The following is a 13,649-nucleotide window of genomic DNA, read 5'->3' as shown; positions in this document are numbered from 1 at the left end:
ATCGAGCAATTAGGGATGCAAATATAACAAATCATACATATGTGATTATCCCGGGTTTCAGGGATAATTATTAGAAACAAGCAATGAAAAAGGGCTTCCATGCTGCATGGAAGCCCTTTTTTTTATAATAGCACTTATAAAATAATAGCAATTTTAAGCAAGATCATATCACAACCAGCTCATAGAAATCTTCTGGTGTAAAGTATTCCTGTGCCAGTTCCTGCAGCTCTTCAGCTGTAATAGTCTTGATGGTATTAATGTTATTGTAGAAGTAATTTTCATCCAGTCCGTTCAGAATCAGATTTTTCCAACGCTGTATCACTTCAAAAGCGCCATCGAGGTCGCCCAGTATTGAGCCGATCATAAAGTTACGCACCAGGTGTAACTCTTCTTCAGGTACTATCTCCTGCTGCAGCGTACGGAGTTCCTTGTAAACTTCCTCAATTGTTGCTTCACAAACGTCGCGTCCTGCTTCTGTCTGTATGTTGATAGCGCTGGATTGACGGAAGTTGTATAACTGTGAGTGAATGCCATAGGTATATCCCTTCTCTTCACGGATGTTGCTCATGAGACGGGAACCAAAATAACCACCCAGGATAGTATTCAGTACCAGCATCTTGGAGAAGTCAGGATGATAACGGTTAGGGAATGGTCTGGCTATACGCACAGCACCCTGTACCCCGTTCTCATCATTGAAGATGCGGAATTTCTTTTCTTCTGCAGGCATGATCGAAATTTCCGGGCGGATAAGAGAGGCTTCGCCATTCCATTTTTCTTTACCGAAGTGCTCGTTCAGCAAGTGAATCATATTAGCAGGAAGATTACCAGCTACAAAGATCTTACAGTTATTATACGTGTAATGTTGCTTGTAGAACGCCTTCATCGTTTCAACCTGTAATGCATCGTATGCATCCATGCTGCTTACCCGGCCATAAGGGTGAAACTCGCCGAACAGGTATTTATCGATATGTCTATTGGCCACAAAATCGCATTTCTGCAAGTTTACTGCCAGTCGCTGTTTCATATTCTGCCTGAAGATGGACAGTTCTTCTTCAGGAAAAGCCGGATCGAGAATCACATCCTGCAGTACAGGTATGAGATCGCCGAAATGTTTGGTCAGGCAGTGTAAAGTATAAGTCGCGTATTCGTGATGGCTGTTACGGTTCAGGTAAGCGCCAAAATAGTCCGTGCTTTCGTTGATCTCGTGGGCAGTACGTTTACTCGTCCCGTTTTTCATGAGGAAATTGGTAGCAGATGCTACCAGGTTTTCAGTCTCATACCAGCTGCCACCGGTAAATACCAGTTCCAGCTGTAATGTGTCCTGTTCCTCTGATTTGATGATATATACTGGGATGCCGTTATCAAGCGTCACTTTTTCGTAAGGTCTCAGCTTAATATCAAACGCCGTGGCATCTTTTATTTCAGGGGCAATTTTCCGGTTTATCATTAATCTAAATGCATATTTATTTACAAAGGATGATTATATCAACGCATGTTGCATATTATCCAGCGTAATAGTAAATCGTATTGGAATTTTTCTCGTCGAAAAGATGTTGTGCCTCCTCATGCATTTCTGTAGTCGTAACTGCATCGTAGTGAGTAAACTCATTGTTCATGAGAGAAGCATCGCCGATCAGTTCATAGAATGCGAGGTTATTTGCACGGTTAAGCAGTCCCATATCTTCAAAAGCCAGCATACTTTCCACCCTGTTTTTCACTTTCTGCAGTTCTCTTTCCGGGATCACTGTTTGCTGTACTTTATCAATTTCTTCCTGCACGGCTTTTTCAGCATCTTTCATTTTCACACCTTTTACCAGTTTGCCTTCGATAGTCAGCAGGCCGGCGTCGAGGGTACCGAAATGATAACAATCAATATTGCTGAACAGCTTTTTCTCTTTTACCAGCACCTGGTTCAAACGCGAAGATGCGCCGCCGCCCAGAATGTCAGAGATCAGGTCTGTAGCATAATAGCCTTTTCCGGTACGGGCAGGCATATGGTAACATTTGTACAGTGCGTCCAGTGGCACATTGGATTTTACTTCCAGCTTGTGTGCAGCTGTCTGAGGCGGTTCTGCCAGGATATTGCGCTGTATACGTTCTCCCGACGGAATATCACCAAACCATTTTTCTGCCAGTGCTTTTACCTGTGCCGTGGTTACATGACCGCCCACTACGAGTATCGCATTCGCCGGCCGGTAATACTTAAAGAAGAAATCTTTTACATCCTGAAGTTTTGCATCTTCGATGTGTGACAGCTCTTTACCGATGGTCATCCATTTATAAGGATGTACAGCATATGCCAGGTCGCGCATCTTATGCCATACATCGCCATATGGTTTGTTGATATAGTGCTCTTTAAACTCTTCACATACAACCTTGCGCTGCACATCCAGGCTCTTTTCGCTGAAGGCGAGAGACAACATGCGATCGCTTTCCAGCCAGAATGCTGTTTCAATATTCTCGGCTGGCAGCTGTATGTAATAGTTGGTCAGATCACTGGTAGTATAAGCATTGTTCTCACCTCCTGCCATTTGCAGTGGTTCATCGTATTCCGGAATATTGATGGAACCGCCAAACATCAGGTGTTCGAACAGGTGAGCAAATCCGGTCTTATTGGGATCTTCATCGCGCGCACCAACGTCGTACATCACATTTACCACAGCCATAGGAGTGGTATGGTCTTCATGCACAATCACGCGCAGTCCGTTGGCTAAAGTGAATTTATTGAAATGAATCATATTTCCCTGTTTATGAGAGTTGCAAGTTAATTAAAAGAATGGGAGAATAGACGGGGCTTATTTATCGAGAAATAACTCGCGTCCGCTATAATTGATCGTGATGGTTCTGAATTGTCTCCATACCATATAACCAATGGAGCCGGCCATCTCGTAAATGGAACCTGCATCATTGACGTCTTTGCAGTAACTCGCGGCTACCTGTGTCAGCTTTACCGCGCCCAGTTCCATAGCAGGCAGGCTGGTATTGGTATAAGTCAGTTCTTTATACAGGTCGCGTACCTTATCTGTGCTGAGGGTGGTAAGCCGGCTATTCAGCCTGTGTTTTTCCACAAACGGATAGTTGAAGAGAATACCGTATTCACCACCGGATATCAGGTGAAACCTGCTGTCAATAGACTGACCATCAGGCAGATTGATAACGCCGTTGACTACCGGTGTGTTAAAATTAAGGCTTAGCGGCAACCGCTGTCCAGGCGTACCGGGAGGCGTCTTATTAGAGCGGTATAACAGCAGCACTTCTTTTTCATAGTCTATTCTGACAACGAACGCCTTGAGCAGGTCAACACCTATAATACCGTCAATCGTGACTGGTATATCCTGAAATTCGTTGAGGGGTTCAATATAGACTTTTACAAATGGCAGCCTGGTTTTCTCAAAATACAGCACGCTGAGTTCTGCTGTCGGCACCCTGACCACCACTGCATCTGTACCACTCAAGCCGCCAATGTTCTTCGTTTTCAGTTGCAGTCTGTCGGCCGTTTGTTGCCGGAGGGTTGTCACTTCTGCCCCTGTATCAAAGATAAAGTGAAGACTGTCGGGTACGCCGGATGGTGTAATGCCTGACAGGGCACAACTTATCACCATGTAACGGTCAAATAGCCTGAAAGGAACCGTTGCTGTAGGCTTCTGATTAGCCGGTTCCTGAGCGAAAACGAATACCGGCAGGCATACGAGTATAGCAAAAAGGTACTTTCTCACGATGAACATTATCTCCTTTTTAGTGGGATTGGCCCCACACCCGTTTTCTAACGGCAGAATGTGCAATGTATTATATCAGGCGGTTATAATATGCTTTTGATCTGGATTTTTTTTATCAGCAATTCTTTGTTGCGCATTATCAGGAGAGTAGGCTTTGTACCTACATTTTTCAACAGATCACGATATAACTGCAGATTGGAGGAGAAAGTATTGTTAATAGCTACGATGATATCCCCTTTTTCAATGCCTGCCTTTTCTGCCGGCGATCCTTTGATGATGTCTGTCACTTCAATTCTGCCATCAATCAGGTAGATGATCAACCCTGTATAGGAATAATCAAACGGATCTCTGAAGTGCGAATTAGGTATGAGATAGATCTCTTTTTTGCCATAGTTCAGTATCAGGTTAAACCTGCGCAGCAGGTCATTGCCGACCATGCCGCCAAGGAAAGGATAGGCAGTTACATTCGTTACATCGTCAAACAGGTATACCGGCACATTACGGAAAGCATAATTGCCTATCTTAAACTCCTGCAGTGTAGTAATGTCCATATTCATTTTGCCGCCGAGGCCCTGGGCTTCCGTTTGTATGACCTTCCGTTGTCTTTTCCGGGAAGATAAAATGGCGCTGTCTTTTACAAATTGGTGAGACAAGAGTAAACACATACCAGCGCCGGTATCGAAATAATAGCGGTTATTGTGTTGCGCTTTACCATTTTTCAGAAAAGCATTCACTATCGGGATCAGTGTCAGGGATGGGCGTAGCAGCTGGCCACCTCTTGGATAATTAAATTTGCCTTTGTTGTAAATAGAGATGGTTTCTGTGTCGTAATCCACTTTCACAATGAATTTACTTAACAGGCTATATCCTACAATGCCATCTATCTGCAAGCCGTATACCTGGCTGATCAGCTCATAGTCATTGATATGAAAATCAAGGCTATCCACTTGTAAACCAGGTAATAACAGTGTTCGGTCCATGGCAAATGCAACCGTCTTAGACCCTCCTACTCCCCGTACTACCCTGTCTGTCGGCGTTAGTGGAATGCCCAATTGCAGGCAGGTAGTGGTATCCAGTGAGATTCCTGCGCTGCCAGTATCCAGTATGAACTGGAGCGTATCAGGTATACCGGCCAGGCATGCCTGGATCACAACAACACCTCCATAGTATTGGCGGAAGGGGAAAGTAGTTATCAGCTCACCCTCTTTTAAAGAAGTGGCAGATGTCGGTGTCGTTTGCGCATGGGCAACGTGGAATAGACAATTAATGGCAATCAGTATGAACCAACAGTGCTTCAACAGCGTAGAATTTAGGATACGTGTATGGTGACAGAATAACGGTGCTATAAATTTAACATTATTCCTACCTTTGTCCATCATGGAACTGAAAGATCTATACAGGAAAGCATTAAACTTCGAGTGGCTTACTCCGGAAGAAGGGATTTACCTATTTGAGAAGGCGCCACTTGCGGAACTGATGGATATTGCAAACGAACTGCGTAAGCAGCAGGTGCCGCATGGGAAGGTGACCTGGCAGATTGACCGCAATGTGAATACAACCAACGTGTGCACGGCCAACTGTAAGTTCTGTAACTTCTACAGGATTCCCGGTCACGCGGAAGCTTACATCACCAGCATTGACGAATACAAGACAAAAATAGAAGAGACGCTGAAGTACGGCGGAGACCAGCTGCTGCTGCAGGGTGGTCACCACCCGGAACTGGGGCTGAAATTTTATGTAGATACTTTCAAACAGCTGAAACAGTTGTACCCTGCTGTGAAGCTGCATGCACTCGGTCCCCCCGAAGTAGCACATATCACCAAACTGGAAAAGAGCACCCATATAGAAGTACTGGCTGCACTGCAGGAAGCCGGTCTGGCCAGTTTACCTGGTGCAGGCGCTGAAATCCTGAATGACCGCGTACGCCGGCTGATCTCCAAAGGAAAATGCGGCGCGCAGGAATGGTTGGATGTAATGAGAGCTGCTCATAAACTGAACATACCATCTTCCGCAACCATGATGTTTGGTCACGTGGAAACACTGATGGAACGCTTCCAGCATTTTGCCGACATCCGGCAGGTGCAGAGTGAAAAGCCGGAAGGCCATTACGGCTTTACCGCATTCATTCCTTGGACGTTCCAGGATGTAGACACCCTGCTGTCGCGCATCCGTGGTGTGCATAACATGACCACTTCCGAAGAATATATTCGTATGATCGCGTTAAGCCGCATCATGCTGCCCAATATCAAAAATATCCAGGCTTCCTGGCTGACAGTTGGTAAACAGGTAGCGCAGATATGTCTTCATGCCGGCGCAAATGACTTCGGCTCTATTATGATCGAAGAAAACGTGGTAAGTGCCGCGGGCGCTCCGCACCGCTTCACCTACCGGTCTATGCAGGAAGCTATCAAAGAGGCGGGTTTTGAACCACAGCTCAGAACACAGTTGTACGAGTTCAGAGAAATACCAGCAGGCATCCAGGAACAAATTATCAACTACTAGAAGGTAGTGATCTATAGAAGACAATTAATAATTAGTTAGGTTTACAACATATAAAGAAAAGGGCAAATCTTTAAAGATTTGCCCTTTTCTTTATATGCGCGAATGATAGTAGTTACAAATCTTGTACTGAACTTTATTTCGATATTTCGAGCAATAAACCGTTATTTGTTAGATGGTTCCATGATGAAAATTGAACTACGAAGGCTTTAATAAAAATAACTGATGCATAAGCCAATAAGACCAACCACACCAACCACACCCAAAAAAGAAGAATCTGTTTTAAAACCTAGCATAAAAGACATATGTAATATCTATAACGAAAGGCTTAGAATAATATTAAACGGTACCAATACTGATTATACTCCATTAGAACTAGGGCGTCCATGCAAACACTTAATAAGCTGTGGAACACCAGATTTGCCTATACAAATATCTGTTAGACGTTTAGTAGATAAAAAATTGCAAGCTAATCATCCATTTTCATTAGTCTCGGTAGTACACATGCCAGAATATTTAGATGACCCAATTGCAATTTTTCAAAGTAAAACGCGTAGCGATGTTAAAGTAGTGCTCACCGATATGGAAGAAAAGGGAATTAATTTTGTGGTCGCAATTGAATTACGAAGAATACAGGGTAAGCAAGAAATAAATGACGTTAGAAGTGTTTATCCAAAGGATAATATCTTAGATGTTTTACGTTGGATTGCAGAAGATAAATTAATGGAATACTGCAACAAAGAAAAAATCCTTAACTGGCTTGGTAAACAACAGTCCAATTCCGTTGAGGTTACTAAGCTAATTAAGGACTGTACAAAGGTAATAGAAAAACTATAAAAAATTATAGTTTTATATAAAAATTAGGTTGCAGGAAAATACATTATGATAAAATTATTTGGACAATAATTCTTTATTTGTTCGAGGAAGGCGCTTCAATAAGTGAAGCGCCTTCCTTTTTTACTGATCGCTGCTTTCCTCTTCATCAACCTACGTTAATCCTACGTTCGAAAACGTAAGATTAACGTAAGTTGCCCTATATCGTCACAGACCGCCGAATACCGGAATTATCCCCTGCCTATGTTATTTACAATTCATCTTAATGTATTGATATAGAGTATTTTATAAAATGTATCGGCGTCCTGTGGACATGATATGGCGTCCTATGGACATTGCCCGCATCCGGGTGAATATTCTCGTTAATATTGCAAAACGCCTTAAGAGCCACACTGGTGATGAAGGCGGAAGCAGCTCTTTGACATATTGCATGTAACCTGATCTGATCAGCCTTTCAGCAGATCAGGTTTATTATAATCCTTGATATACTGCATATATATCAGTGTATGATGTATGTACCAGACAGGTATGCCCGTGTATGCCCGCCTGGTACAACATCCTGCACTTCAACAGCCGTTCTGATAACCGGAATGTTAGATTTTAGCTCAGCAATGACCTGGTTATCAAAGAAATGTTAATTTCCTGCCCTTATGTAACTCTGGCCTTTGATATGCGTCTAACAAGTAGTTAAAAGGAGGATATATGAAAAGGTTAGGATTGTTTTTAATGGCTATCGGTTTGTTGTCAATGACAGCCTGTACCAGCACCAAACTGACTTCATCCTGGAAGACGCCGGATGCCCGGTTACAGCAGGAAAATAAAATTATGGTGATCGCGCTGGTACCTGAGAAGGAACGCAATCTGCGTATTCTAATGGAAAATAACCTGGTTACAGAATTGAAAAAAGAGGGCTACAATGCAGTTTCTGCATATGCTACCTACGGCCCGGAAGACAATCTCGGTAAAGGAGATGAAAAAGCCGCGTTAAAAAAGTTTCGCAGCAGCGATGTGGATCAGGTGATGACCATTGCAATGGTTGATAAGTCCCGCGAGAAAAACTATGTACCTGGTTTTAATCGCTTCGGCCCTTATGGCTATCCGTATTACGGTGGCTTCTGGCCTTATTACAGAGGATGGTACGGGCGTATGTACGATCCGGGGTATTACTCAGAGAATACCAAGTACGAGTGGGAAACCAATCTGTATGATCTGAAGGAAAAGAAATTGCTCTACAATGCGCAGACAGCTTCAGTAGATCCCCCTACTGCATACCGGCAGGCCTACCTGTTTGCAAGGCAGATCGTGAAGGATATGCAAAAGCAGCAGCTCATAGCAATGAAGTAGTATTTTATTAAATTTGAGGTTTGGCACAACGCCAAACCTCTTTTGTTTATGCTGGAATTACCTGTTAATGAATCCGTTGTTTTGAGGCAGTTGCAGCCTGAACATGCCCCGGCACTTTATCAGCAATTGGATACGTCGCGCAAAAGCCTGCGCCGTTTTCTACCCTGGGTTGATTACAATACAGCCCCTGAGCACACCCTGCGATTTATTGAAATGATGTTACGCAAAGCGGAAGAACAGGATGCTATTGCCTTTGGCGTATGGTACCAGGAGCAGTTGTGCGGCGTTATCGACCTGCATGGATGGGATCATCTGCTGGAAAAAGCAGAAATTGGATATTGGTTGGGGGATAATTTCCGCGGAAAGGGAATTGCTGTGGCGGCTTGTAAAGTGCTTATTTCATTTGCCTTTGAGTCACTGAAGCTGAATAAATTAGAGATCCGTTTTGCACTCCAGAACAACCAGAGCGCCCAGATCCCCATCAGGCTCGGTTTTTCCAAAGAGGGGATCCTTCGCCACAGTGCCAAATTGCATGGCCGCTATGTGGATACCGTCGTGATGGGGATACTGAAGCAGGACTGGAAACATTAAATATCACAGATCTGGATGCTCTGCTTCAGAGATGCCAGTTTATCAGCACGTTTAGGTACAAACTCCTGCGCCACAAAGCCTTTAAAACCAGTATCATGTATCGCTTTCATAATAGCAGGGTAATATAATTCCTGCGTCTCGTCAATCTCATTTCTGCCAGGTACACCGCCTGTATGATAATGCGCAAAATACTGGTGACTGTTTTGAATAGTCCGGATCACGTCGCCCTCCATAATCTGCATGTGGTATATATCGTACAGCAGTTTAAAGCGTTCTGAGCCAATAGCTTTACATAGTTCTACGCCCCAGTTGCTATGATCGCACTGGTAATCAGGATGGTTCACTTTACTATTGAGCAGCTCCATTACAATGGTAACTTTCTTCTTTTCTGCATAGTTCATAATACGCTTCAGACCTTTTGCACAGTTCTCGATACCAGTCTGATCATCAAGCCCTTCGCGATTGCCGGAGAAGCAGATGAGGTTCGGAAAACCTGCTTTAGCTGTCTCATCTATTAAGTGTTCATAATAGGTAACAAGCTGATCGTGATGTTCAACACGGTTCCATCCCCGGCCAATGTGCCAGTCTTTGTTAATAGACGCTACCATGGCACAGGTAAGGTCATATTTTTTTGCAGTAGCGAAATCTTTCGGATCCAGCAGATCAATGGATTGAATACCAATTTTGCTGGCTGCCTTGCAGAGATCTTCCAGTGGAATACCATCATAGCACCAGGCGCAAACAGAATGATTGATCTGACCTTTTAGTTTTTCTTCTACCTTAGTCTCGTGGGCCATGACACGGGTTGTAAGGGAAGCGAGGGAAGTCGAAGCAAATGCCATAGCGGCGGCCTTCTTAATCATATCGCGGCGGGAATTTTCGTTAAGCATGTCGGATTACAGTTTACGTGAAACTACGCAATTTAAAATTGCGTAGATCTGTTGATTTAAATACTTCGTAACTTTATATAGTGCCGATACGTTATACTAATTAACCGACAATTATGATGAAGATGGATTACGAATACACAGCCTAATAAATCAGCATTTTTTTAAGAGTTTGTTTTACAGTTAATTACTCCCAAAAAACGCCGCAACGCCGCATCGTAACTCCTATACCGTTCAAACGTAATTGTTTTTGGTAAGCTATTTGATTATATATAGTTAACTTATTAAAGCGGAGGTCTATGGAAAGACGATTTACCCCTGCATTATGGACTTGCATTTTAATGGACCTGATTGGATGTGCCAGTTATACTGTGCCGGTTTTAGGAGAAGTAAGTGACGTGATCTGGGCCCCAATTTCTGCTATTATTTTTTACAGAATGTTTGGCAGTAACCTGGGTGCTTTTGGAAGTGTTTTCAATTTTATTGAAGAACTATTCCCTGGTCTGGATTTCATTCCAACATTTACACTGAGCTGGGTAGTAAGAAAAGTGTCACAAAGTATCAAGGAACGCAAGACGGCTCAAAAAGTACACAGATACAGAACAGCCGGAGTATAGTACCATAAGCACCAGCAAAAAATATTAAGGTTGTAAGGTTTCAAAGCTGGAGGTATGAATGAGGAAGTACGCCCCCACCTTTGTTATCCTTTCAACCTTTCAAAAATTCTTCAACATCGGAGTCATTTTACATCATCTTTGAATAAGAAAGGGCTGATCAGTTAACTGGTCAGCCCTTCTGTTTAATCAAACATTTTATCCCTCAAAGCCCCACTCTCCTCTTTACTATAACAAAATTGGTGATTGCAGAGGTATCAATGTCAGTTTCTCATTTGCATTCTCATTCCCGGAGGACCCATTCTGCGTTGTTCCCTTCCACCGCTGTTGCCACCACCGGCAAACTTGTTAATGAAATAAGTAAAGCTCAGCATAAAATAACGTTGTAATACCATGTTGTTCACATCCTCAATATAGTTTTCCCCGATATTACGCGCAATGCTTACGTTTTGATGTAACAGGTCATACCCCGATAATTTAATCAGGCCTCTTTTATTTTTAAATACACTTTTGGATATGAAAGCATTCAGCATAGTAACGTCAACATTATAACCTTCTGCCCGGCCTGCATTTAATGTGTAAGTGATATCACTGCCAATAATAAAGCCCAGTGGTAAATTGACATTATAGTCAAAAGAGAAAGCATAGTTGAAATAGTTAGTATTGTTGTTGGGCTGTATATCATAACGTGCACCCTGATAATTCACGCTGGCATTGGTAGAAAAGTCAAACAATTCCTTGTAGGCATAGTTAAAACTTACACCCTGGGTTAACCCGAAATTCTGATTATAGTTTTTGCCTAGTCTGGAAAAGTCTGCGTTGCTGCTAACAAAACTTACATCCCTGTTGTAATTGAAATTCGTATTCAGATTAATAGAACTATTCAGCTTTTTAATCGGGATGATGTTCACCACAAATGCATTCAGGTTGTAAGCTCCATTCGCGTTCATGGGTTTCGTGTATTGTTTACCGGATGTATCAACCCTGTTGGCATTCACAATTTTGTTGCTGGTCAGGCTAGCGTTAACTCCGGTGATAAAGCCCCGGAAAGTGCTGCTGTTGAACACGTTGTAGCCCATATTAATGCTGTGCTGAAATGATGGCTTCAGGTCCGGATTACCTTGCGGTACATACAATGAACTGGTCAGATCTGGCAATGGCTGCAACTGGGATACTGTTGGCTGTGTGGTGCTACCATTATAACGGAAACGCAGTCTTTTACCTCGCTGAAAGTTATAGTTGAAAGACGCTGATGGGTAGAAGTTGACTGTACGCTGGTCAATGTGCGTCTTGCGACTGATGTTATCATTTAAAAGACTGGCAAATTGTACGTTCATACCAAAAGTATAGTCGTATTTCAGTTTCTGCGTACGTAGGTTGATGCCTGCCTGTTGTGTTGTGAAAGTATTTTCAAACAGGTTACTTAAGCTGTCGTTCAACAGATCGTATTTCCCGTTATCTCCGTTCACATCATAAGTGAGGTTTTTTGAGTCGCTGTAATTGTTATTCCAGGAGTAATTTATTTCAAGGAATCGATCTTTCATTACTGGCTCCGTATATGTCAATCTTACGCCCATATTGCGTCCTACATTATCGGCGTTAGTCATCCTGTCATAACCGGTGAAATAGGCGTCTGTTGTATCTGTACCCAGATGCGTATCTCTGATCTTGAAGTAATTTTGCCGGTCTGTGGTATTGTAGCCGAAAGTCAGATTTGCGCTGAGCGTACGGCCTATTTTATTGAATTTTTTCCGGAATAACGCATTGGTGGAAAAGTTAGGAGAAGTAGCATGACTACGGTTATCTGATTCACCGTCTATTGTCTGCACCCTGTTTTTATCCAGCGACTGATAAGTATTCTGTGAAGAACTGCTTCCATCTGAGTAGCTGAATGTAGGCGTTACAATCAATGAGTGCATAGAGTCAATCTGGTATTCAACGCGCATATTCAGCCGGTGATTATTGTTATTGCTGACAGCGCCAGACTGTTGATTATAGTAAAAAGTACTATCCGCCAGGAACGTCTGCCTGTCACTATTTCTACTTGTTTCCGTACGGGTATCGCTGATAAAATAGCTTCCATTTATTTTCAGCTTGGAATTAATATCCTGGTTGTAGTTGAAGCCGGCATTCCAGTTACGCGTAATGCCATTGGAATTGTTGCCGCCAAGATTACTTAATGTAGATTGTGCAGCGCCACGGCCGCCACCACCAGCACGGCCACCACCACCTCCTCCTCCACCGCCGCCACCGCCGCTGAAGCTGAAAACGTCATTAAAGGTGTAACCCAGGTTATTAACATTATTGCCACTACCCAGGAAAGACAGTTGAATATTGTCCCGGAAGCTGTTCAGGCTTGCATTTACAGCGAAACGATCATTATCGCCATAGCCCGCAGAGCTACGTCCGAAGAAACCTTGTTTTTTATCTTTCTTCAGCGTAATGTTGATCGTTTTTTCAGTGTTGTTATCATCAATACCGGTGAACTGTGCCTGATCTGACTTACGGTCTATCAGCTGAATTTTGTCGATGATATCTGCCGGTAGGTTTTTAGTAGCCAGTTTGGGATCATCGCCAAAGAAAGGTTTACCATCTACCAATATCCTTTTAACAGTTTCCCCTTGTGCAGTTACGGCACCATCTTTATCAACAGTTACGCCGGGCAGTTTTTTCAAAAGGTCTTCTACTACAGCATTCTCCCGGGTTTTAAAAGAGCCGGCATTAAATTCAAGCGTATCTTTTTTTACCGTGATGGGAGGTACTTCCTGTACGATTTCTACTTCGTTCAGCAGCAGGCCTTTACCTTTAAGACGTACTGTTCCCATATCCAGCACCGGCTGTTCAGCAGTTAACCTGATACTTTTAAAAACAGGCTGGTAACCAAGAAAAGTGATATAGATCCTATAGTCACCTACGGCAACACCAGTAAAGGAGAAAGCGCCTTTTTTATCAGTAAAGGATGTGGCAGCCAGCGAAGAGTCTCGTCCATGTAGCAATGCTACCGTGGCATCCGTTAGTGGATGGGTAGCAGAAGAGTCAGTCAGTAAACCTTTAATCTGTCCCTGCTGCGCTTGTGTGGACAGCGCAAACAGGAACAGCGTTATAGCTATAAGGGTAAATGTTTTCATGAAAGGGTAATTGGTAAAGGAGGAAACGATGCAAAC

Annotated in this window: 11 protein-coding genes; 5 read left to right on the top strand and 6 right to left on the bottom strand. The window is 43.2% G+C overall.

From position 1 onward, the window contains the following. Positions 1-163: 163 nt before the first annotated feature. The 4 genes from K1Y79_RS17150 to K1Y79_RS17135 all read right to left on the bottom strand — a co-directional run bounded on the left by K1Y79_RS17150 (position 164) and on the right by K1Y79_RS17135 (position 5,014). Positions 164-1,447 (bottom strand): M16 family metallopeptidase, encoded by a 1,284-nt coding sequence (locus K1Y79_RS17150; protein ID WP_220251392.1) that lies wholly within the window; start codon positions 1,445-1,447, stop codon positions 164-166. 55 nt (positions 1,448-1,502) lie between these two features. Next, complete coding sequence (locus K1Y79_RS17145) at positions 1,503-2,738, bottom strand: M16 family metallopeptidase (protein ID WP_220251391.1); 1,236 nt, start codon at positions 2,736-2,738, stop codon at positions 1,503-1,505. Between the two features lie 57 nt (positions 2,739-2,795). Next, positions 2,796-3,725 carry a retropepsin-like aspartic protease gene (locus K1Y79_RS17140; protein WP_220251390.1) on the bottom strand — a complete coding sequence of 310 codons (930 nt, stop codon included), beginning with the start codon at positions 3,723-3,725 and terminating at the stop codon, positions 2,796-2,798. A 74-nt stretch (positions 3,726-3,799) separates the two neighbouring features. After that, the gene (locus K1Y79_RS17135) at positions 3,800-5,014 is read right to left on the bottom strand and encodes an aspartyl protease family protein (RefSeq protein ID WP_236059678.1); all 1,215 of its coding nucleotides are present in this window, start codon (positions 5,012-5,014) and stop codon (positions 3,800-3,802) included. Between the two features lie 79 nt (positions 5,015-5,093). Between K1Y79_RS17135 and mqnC the strand changes: the two genes are divergently transcribed. The 4 genes from mqnC to K1Y79_RS17115 all read left to right on the top strand — a co-directional run bounded on the left by mqnC (position 5,094) and on the right by K1Y79_RS17115 (position 8,984). After that, positions 5,094-6,218 carry a cyclic dehypoxanthinyl futalosine synthase gene (gene mqnC / locus K1Y79_RS17130; RefSeq protein WP_220251389.1) on the top strand — a complete coding sequence of 375 codons (1,125 nt, stop codon included), beginning with the start codon at positions 5,094-5,096 and terminating at the stop codon, positions 6,216-6,218. A gap of 222 nt (positions 6,219-6,440) precedes the next feature. Beyond that, on the top strand, positions 6,441-7,052 hold the full coding sequence (locus K1Y79_RS17125) for a MuF-C-terminal domain-containing protein (RefSeq protein WP_220251388.1): 612 nt from the start codon (positions 6,441-6,443) through the stop codon (positions 7,050-7,052). A gap of 699 nt (positions 7,053-7,751) precedes the next feature. Beyond that, positions 7,752-8,393, top strand: coding sequence for a hypothetical protein (locus tag K1Y79_RS17120; protein WP_220251387.1), 642 nt, complete (start codon positions 7,752-7,754; stop codon positions 8,391-8,393). Between the two features lie 48 nt (positions 8,394-8,441). Continuing rightward, a complete protein-coding gene (locus tag K1Y79_RS17115; RefSeq protein WP_220251386.1) occupies positions 8,442-8,984 on the top strand; it encodes a GNAT family N-acetyltransferase in 543 nt (180 codons plus the stop codon). Here the strand turns inward: K1Y79_RS17115 and K1Y79_RS17110 are convergent. Further along, complete coding sequence (locus K1Y79_RS17110; protein WP_220251385.1) at positions 8,981-9,874, bottom strand: hydroxypyruvate isomerase family protein; 894 nt, start codon at positions 9,872-9,874, stop codon at positions 8,981-8,983. The two genes, K1Y79_RS17115 and K1Y79_RS17110, sit on opposite strands and share 4 nt — an antisense overlap. Positions 9,875-10,170: 296 nt before the next feature. Between K1Y79_RS17110 and K1Y79_RS17105 the strand changes: the two genes are divergently transcribed. After that, positions 10,171-10,488 carry a hypothetical protein gene (locus tag K1Y79_RS17105; RefSeq protein ID WP_220251384.1) on the top strand — a complete coding sequence of 106 codons (318 nt, stop codon included), beginning with the start codon at positions 10,171-10,173 and terminating at the stop codon, positions 10,486-10,488. 260 nt (positions 10,489-10,748) lie between these two features. On the opposite strand, the gene K1Y79_RS17100 is transcribed toward K1Y79_RS17105, so the two are convergent. Then, entirely contained in the window at positions 10,749-13,613 is a 2,865-nt protein-coding gene (locus K1Y79_RS17100) for a TonB-dependent receptor (RefSeq protein WP_220251383.1), read from the bottom strand. Between the last annotated feature and the right edge of the window lie 36 nt (positions 13,614-13,649).

The sequence above is a fragment of the Chitinophaga rhizophila genome, from assembly GCF_019492185.1.
GTDB classification, from domain to species: Bacteria; Bacteroidota; Bacteroidia; order Chitinophagales; family Chitinophagaceae; genus Chitinophaga; species Chitinophaga rhizophila.
This window is presented reverse-complemented; position numbering and strand designations above follow the sequence as displayed.

Coding starts and splice junctions, on each gene's coding strand:
- K1Y79_RS17150 (WP_220251392.1), bottom strand. CDS start 1,447: ATGATAAACCGGAAAATTGCCCCTGAAATAAAAGATGCCACGGCGTTT.
- K1Y79_RS17145 (WP_220251391.1), bottom strand. CDS start 2,738: ATGATTCATTTCAATAAATTCACTTTAGCCAACGGACTGCGCGTGATT.
- K1Y79_RS17140 (WP_220251390.1), bottom strand. CDS start 3,725: ATGTTCATCGTGAGAAAGTACCTTTTTGCTATACTCGTATGCCTGCCG.
- mqnC (WP_220251389.1), top strand. CDS start 5,094: ATGGAACTGAAAGATCTATACAGGAAAGCATTAAACTTCGAGTGGCTT.
- K1Y79_RS17125 (WP_220251388.1), top strand. CDS start 6,441: ATGCATAAGCCAATAAGACCAACCACACCAACCACACCCAAAAAAGAA.
- K1Y79_RS17120 (WP_220251387.1), top strand. CDS start 7,752: ATGAAAAGGTTAGGATTGTTTTTAATGGCTATCGGTTTGTTGTCAATG.
- K1Y79_RS17115 (WP_220251386.1), top strand. CDS start 8,442: ATGCTGGAATTACCTGTTAATGAATCCGTTGTTTTGAGGCAGTTGCAG.
- K1Y79_RS17110 (WP_220251385.1), bottom strand. CDS start 9,874: ATGCTTAACGAAAATTCCCGCCGCGATATGATTAAGAAGGCCGCCGCT.
- K1Y79_RS17105 (WP_220251384.1), top strand. CDS start 10,171: ATGGAAAGACGATTTACCCCTGCATTATGGACTTGCATTTTAATGGAC.
- K1Y79_RS17100 (WP_220251383.1), bottom strand. CDS start 13,613: ATGAAAACATTTACCCTTATAGCTATAACGCTGTTCCTGTTTGCGCTG.